We start from the raw sequence: 2,365 nt of genomic DNA on the forward strand, positions 1-2,365 counted from the left end.
GTAGGGTCGGCCGGACGGCGAGGTGCCTGCTGAGCAGGTCCTTTTTCGTCCGGCCTCCCTCCGAACCGGACGTGCCCGCTTTCCGGGCATCCGGCTCTCCGGTGACTACTGCGTGAGTGCTGGGACAGGTCTGCTGCCGTGGATGTCCACGTGGCAACTTCCGCAGACCACAAGGGTCTTGCGATGCCGCGCGGCCATGAGATCTGCCCACGGAGGCCGGTTGCCCGGGTGTCCGAGGTCGGCGAGCTTGGCGACGTGGTGGACCTCCACCTCGTCGATGCGCCCGCAGGCCTCGCACCGCCCGGCCAGAAGCCGGGTGACCAGCTCCTTGCGTTTGGTGTTGACCGGGGCCAGCCAGCGGTCGTTGATGACCGTCTTCTTGTTCTGTCGCAGCGGGATCCCGCCGAACCGACCGACCAGTGGTTTCCCGCCGATGCGTTCGACGCGGGCCTCGAAGCACTTGCGCGGCCCGTACGGCGTCTCGATGGTCGCCGCGTGCTTGCGGGCCATCTTCGACACCGACGAACGGTGCTTGTTGGCGAGCGTCATCAGCATCGAGGTCTCCATGACCCATTGCAGCCGGGCGAGTCGGAAGACGTCGCCGGCCATCAGGTAGTACTGGACGATGCCCCGGTACTCGGATCCGTAGGTGCTGATGATGACGTGGTCGTCCTGGCTCAGCAGTTCGGGCCGACGCGCGGGTTTGCCGCGCTCCTTGTACAGGGCCTGCTTGGCAGATACCACCGAACGGGGGACACGCAGACTGATGGTCCCATTGACAGAGCGTCGTCTGCCGGAGACCTTGCGGTCGTTGTGGAGCACGGTGATTTCGTAGCCGAGGAACCTCGCCGCCTGGGTGCGGGCGTGCGTGATGAGGGTCTTCTCCGGCGACAATTCCAGCTTGAGATCGTCATGCAGGAATTGCGCCAGACGCATCTTGATTTCCTCGGCTTCTGCCTTCGGTCCGGCAAATCCGAGCAGGGTGTCGTCGGCGTAGCGCACATACCGCAGCCGCCGGTAGCCGGGATCCTGAGTATCCATGCTCGGCGTGCCGTGGAGTTGCTTGCGCAGTTCCCGCACCTGGGTGCGGTCGCCGCGTTTGCGAGCGCGCTGCATTGCTCCCCACACCCGGTAAAAGGCGCGGTTCGACTGCCTGACTCTTCCTCGGGTGTATTCCGGGATCAGAACCTTCTCGACGAACTCGTCCATCTTGTGTAGGTAGATATTGGACAGGATCGGTGAAACGACGCCACCCTGCGGTGTCCCGCTGTGCGTGGCGTTCCAGACCCAGTCCTCCATGTATCCGGCCTTCAGCATGTTGCGCACCAGCCGTAGGAACCGGTTGTCGTGGATTCGCTCACCCAGGATTCGGAGCATGACCTCATGGTCAAGCCGATCGAAGCACTGGGCGATATCACCCTCGATGAACCAGGCTGTCCCCGTCCAGGTGTTGACCACGTCGCGCAAGGCGGAGTGGCAGCCCCTTCGGGGACGGAAACCGTGAGATGAGTCGGAGAACGTCGGCTCGTAGTACGCCTCCAAAAGAAGCCGCACCACCTCGCCGACGAGCTTGTCCGACCACGGCGGCAGGCCCAACGGGCGCAGCTTCGCGCGGTCCCGCTGCTTGGGGATGTAGACCCTCCTGGCTGGGCTCCATCGGTAACGCTCGTGGCGCAGCGCGTCGATGACGTGCTCGATCTTGCCCAGCGACATGCCGTCCACGGTCTCCCCGGAGACCCCGGGTGTCATCGCCCCCTTGTTGGAGTAGAGACGCCCGTAGGCCAGCAGATACAACTGCGGATTGAACAGCTGTCGATACAGTTCATTGCACGGCAGGCCGCGCCTGCCGCGTTCACGCAGGACACCCAGCACCGTTTCGGCGCTCTGCATTACGCATACCTCCCGTTTCTTGGGTGTCCGATCACCTGGCCCCCTTCGCCCGATGTGGACGGTTTTCCCGTCCTCCTTGGCCGGTCGTGACTCCGGCGACTACTACGGGGCCTCCGTCGCCATAGGAAGATCTCTTCCCGTAGGCGATCCCATGTTCGTCCTTGTCGTACGTCATAGCGTGGTTTAGGTGCCCCACTCATCACCTTGAATGCCCTCGCTGGGCATCGCTCCGCACTCCGGAGGTTGCGTCGACCATTCCATCAAGCCGTCGCAGAGCGCGGCGCCGGTTTCGGGTATCTTTCCGGCGGACTCGACCTTCAGTCTTCTGGTGATTGGGGTTCAGGCAATCCAGCTTTCACCGTGCCACACGGGTCTCGCGATACCCCATCTCCGATACCTGAGCCTGGTTATCGCTTTCCTGGCATGCTCTGGTCCCGTCACCGTTTCCGGATCGGGTAAGCCATCAGACCCAAGA

1 protein-coding gene is annotated in these 2,365 nt (G+C 63.5%); it reads right to left on the reverse strand.

From position 1 onward, the window contains the following. Nucleotides 1-105: 105 nt before the first annotated feature. Nucleotides 106-1,890: a reverse transcriptase domain-containing protein gene (locus ACFVU7_RS45090; protein WP_388052552.1), complete on the reverse strand. Its 1,785-nt coding sequence runs from the start codon at nucleotides 1,888-1,890 to the stop codon at nucleotides 106-108. Nucleotides 1,891-2,365: the final 475 nt, after the last annotated feature.

The sequence above is a fragment of the Kitasatospora sp. NPDC058046 genome (assembly GCF_042885595.1).
Taxonomy (GTDB): domain Bacteria; phylum Actinomycetota; class Actinomycetes; order Streptomycetales; family Streptomycetaceae; genus Kitasatospora.